The organism is Cupriavidus sp. FW305-26 (assembly GCF_058787975.1).
In genome coordinates this window covers 1-4,100 of the sequence record NZ_JBYTAH010000146.1, presented here as the reverse complement: position 1 = coordinate 4,100, position 4,100 = coordinate 1, and the positions used below count along the sequence as shown (strand labels likewise).

Here is a 4,100-nt window from a genome sequence, read left to right as displayed (position 1 = left end):
TTCAAGTCGTTGAAAGTAAACGCCTTTCCTGGGCGCTCTGGTCGCTTGGGAAGGTCAAAGATGTGTAAAACCGCATGAGGCGAGGCGGGTTTCTCAAGGACTTGTTTGACTGAAATTTCGTGGACCGCTGTTGGCGATTTCTCTGGGCGCGGCGGGCGGACATTGGCTGTTCGCTGCCAATGTCCGCTTTGGCGTCAAGGAAACGCGTTGAAGAGCGTCAGGATAAGGGCGTAGCCGGCTTGCAGGAGGCGGGACTGGTGCATATCACGTTGATTGCGTTTCCGCGTATCGATATCTTAGGCATCTATCCGACCATGCAAACCACGTTCGCTCAAGCCGCAGTACCTTGCGGTCGCAATCATCGGTCGGGTACGCGATGAACCGCTGGTAGGTTGGGCCGTCTAGATACTATGAAGGGCCCGCAGAGTTAAGCCCCTTGGAGTAAAACGAGGATTCGGAGTCTCGTTTTTCGAAAGGAGCACGCAAATGGACCTCGCCATAACTTGATGGCGATCACGCGATCTCGACGGCGCAGATAGTGCCTCCCGAAGGGGAGCGGCCGTCCGATACTGCTCCATCAATGCAGCGCGCATGCTCGAGGCTTTCCTCATCGAAGCTTCCTTGATATGTCCGAAGCCGAAGCCAGGAGTTCAGCTGATAGGACAAGCCCCTGAGCGCCGGCGCCGAGGCGCTTCGGGACTTCCTCATCCACGCCTGCGGGCGAAAAAAAAGCCTGCCTGCCGATGACAAGCGCGGCGGGCAGGCGAGAGCACCAGAACTGGCGGGGCTACTGGTGGCAGATCAGGTTGATGCTTCCCTAGGTTTTGGGCACATGCAGCCCCGAAGCAGGCCCATGATTTATACAAGTCCATGGCCGCCGGTCCGTGCGGCTACTCCAGCTTTGCACCTGACTGCTCGACAACGTCCTTCCACTTCTGGTAGTCAGACTGCACGAGATCGGAGAACTCCTTGGAGGACATCACCTTTGCTTCTGCGCCTTGCGCCTGAATGGCGCGAATCACGGCCGGCGTGGCGAGAACCTTGTTCACTTCCATGCTGATGCGGTTCACTACATCAGGCGGCGTCTTTGCCGGCGCAAACAAGCCGTACCACGTGCTCACGTCCACCTGCTTGTAGCCGCTTTCGGCTACGGTGGGAACATCAGGCAGTGACGTGCTGCGCGTGGCCGAGGTGACAGCAAGCGCTCGCAGCTTCCCCGCTTTGACTTGTGCCAGTGCCGACGGTACCGATGCGACCATCAGGTCCACGTTGCCTGCGAGGGCGTCGATCATCGCCGCATTGGAGCCCTTATAAGGCACGTGCAGCAGCTTGATGCCCGCTGCATGGCTGAAGATTTCCGCGGCCAGATGGATCGTCGTGCCGTTTCCGGGCGAGCCATACTTGATCGTTCCCGGTGCATTCCGCGCAGCCGTGATCACGTCGGCCAGTGTTTTATAGCGCGAGTTCGCCGACGTGACGATCACGATCGGAGTGTAGGCCACATGGCTGATCGCAATGAGGTCCCGACTTGGCACATAGCTCACGGATTTGTAGAGCCACGGGGCGACCACGAGGTTGTCCTTCTGGCCCATGACAAGCTCATAGCCGCTCGGAGAGGCTCTCACCACGTCAGCGATCCCGAGCGTGCCGCCGGCTCCTGGCTTGTTGTCCGGCACGAAATTCCATTTGGTGGCCTGCCCCACCTGGTTCGCAACCAGGCGGGCGAGGATATCGGTGCCGCCGCCAGGCGGGAATGGGATGACCAGGCGAATAGGCTTCGCCGGCCAGTTTGGTTGTGCTTGCGCGTGGACGCTCGTCAGTCCACATGCCACCATGAGGATGGCAAAGAGGGCCTTCATCATCTTGTGTCTCCTTTGTCGAAAATCCTTGCCAGTCGAACTCTGGCTTGCTGGCTGTGAACCTGACGGATGTGGTCCTGTCGGGCACTGAAACGGCGACGGGGATCGTCTTTTTGGTTCTGCGGCGAGGCAAGTCTAGATGTCACGCCCTTGGTCGCAAAATCATTTTTTCGCGTAACAGGTATTCGCTTCTCGGATATCACGCCTTTCGCTGCAGATGCAGGGTTTTCCCGGCCAGCGGCCTTGCCTCCTAAGCCCGACAAGGCATTGGGATCTTGCGATTTCCGGCCGGTCGGAGAGGCGGTGAGCTTCCGCGCACGCGGAGGGGCACTTTTCGCAAGCGGCGCCCCCTTCGCCGATGGATATCGGTCAGACATAATAAATCGTCAGCTATCCCACCGGTCGCCATAGCCCTCCTTTGCGAGGACCTCCGAAGACTGGCTGCGGGACACGACGCAAAGCCCGGTGTGCGGTTGCGCGCCGTCGAAGAACTGGGTAACCGCCTGGCAGGCTGATTGCAAGCCGTATCCGCCGATAGGACTGCGGCATCTCCCGATTGCAGCTATTGTGATAACTTTTCTTATCGTAATAGCTGGGTTGATACGCTAAACTGGCGGGCATGACAACCCGCCTCACCCTGAACGCCCCGGAACCGACTCCGCCATCCGGCTTCCCGGAGGCCGCCTCGCTGGCCGCGCTGCGCGCCTGGCATGCCGGGCTGGCGACCCGGGAGGCCGTCGCCAGGTATCTGGGCGAGGCGAGGGCGCAAGGACAGTCGTCGCGCGGCATCCTCGGCCGCATCCGCCGCCAGTTGGCGGCCCATGCCCGCACCCGCCAGCGCGAGGACCTGGCCCGGCTCTTTGAGATTGCCGCGGCCGAGCGGGCGGAGCAGGGCAGGGCCGCAGACCAGGCCATCGAATTATTGCGTGCGCTGCCGGCGCCAACGCCGGCCATCAGCGACGACATCGGGCTGTGGCTGGCGCCGCGCACGGTCGCCGCGCTGCGGGCACACGGCATCGACACGCTGGCGGCACTGACGGTGCGCGTGCCGCGCCGACGCCGCTGGTGGGCCGCGATCCCGGGCCTGGGCGCGGCCGGGGCCCGGCAGGTCGAAGCCTTCTTCGCCCGGCATCCGCAACTGACCGAACGCGCGCGGGCGCTGGTCGCGCAGGCGCCGCGGGGCCTCGTCGTGCCATGGGAACAGTTGCGGCTGCCGCATGACATCGACGGCTCGCAAGGGCAGTTCCGCGCGCCGCGCCAGACCTGCACCCTCAACGCGGACAACGACTACGCGGCCATCCAGGCGTGGCTGGCCCTGCACGAATCGCCGGCCACCCAGCGGACCTATCGCAAGGAGGCCGAGCGCCTGATCCTTTGGGCGATTATCGAGCGCGAGCGGCCGTTGTCCTCGCTCACCACGGAGGATGCGACGGCCTACCGCAGCTTCCTGCGGCGGCCGGTGCCCCACGCACGGTGGGTCGGGCCCGCGCGGTCGCGTAGCGCGCCCGACTGGCGTCCGTTCACCGGCGGGCTGTCGGCGCGCTCCACCGCCCATGCCTTGTCCATCCTGGGGGCGATGTTCCGCTGGCTGATCCAGCAACGCTATGTGCTGGCCAATCCGTTCGCGGGCATCAAGGTGCGGGGAGGAGGGCGGGCCGCGGCGCTGGACAGCTCGCACGCGTTCACCGAAGGCGAATGGCTGCAGATCCGCACCCTTGCCGACGGCCTGGAGTGGTCCTATGGCTGGGACGGCCCGGCGGCCCAGCGGCTGCGCTTTGTGCTGGACTTCGGCTACGCCACCGGGCTGCGCGCCAGCGAACTCGTCAGCGCGACACTTGGCGGCATCGACATTGATGCCCACGGCGACCATTGGCTACATCTGGCTGGAAAGGGAGCCAAGCCGGGCAAGGTGGCGCTGCCCCCGTTGGCGCGCGTGGCGCTCGACCGCTATCTGGTGGGGCGCGGCCTGCCGGTCACGCCTGCGCGTTGGGACCCGCATACCCCGTTGATCGGCGGCCTTGGCCAGGATCCGGCCAGCGGCATTACCGGCACGCGGCTGTGGGGCGTGTTGCGGCGGTTCTTCGTGCAAGCGGCGAAGTTGATCCAGGCGGACCACCCGGTTGCCGCCGAAAAGCTGCGGCAGGCCAGCCCGCACTGGATGCGACACTATATACCCTACCGGATTATGTCTCGTAATCGCGTGATGGCCCGTTTTTCAGGGCAAACGGGCGACGCCGGATA

At 63.8% G+C, this 4,100-nt stretch carries 2 protein-coding genes; one reads left to right on the top strand and one right to left on the bottom strand.

Going from position 1 to position 4,100, the window contains the following annotated elements; translation table 11 throughout:
• Positions 1-890: 890 nt before the first annotated feature.
• Positions 891-1,862, bottom strand: a complete 972-nt coding sequence (locus AC3WQZ_RS35485) for a Bug family tripartite tricarboxylate transporter substrate binding protein (protein WP_454749773.1) — start codon at positions 1,860-1,862, stop codon at positions 891-893.
• Positions 1,863-2,478: 616 nt separating this feature from the next.
• On the opposite strand from AC3WQZ_RS35485, the gene AC3WQZ_RS35480 reads away from it, so the two are divergent.
• Positions 2,479-4,100, top strand: a 1,622-nt coding sequence (locus tag AC3WQZ_RS35480; protein WP_492302141.1) for a site-specific integrase, incomplete at its 3' end; no start/stop codon positions are given.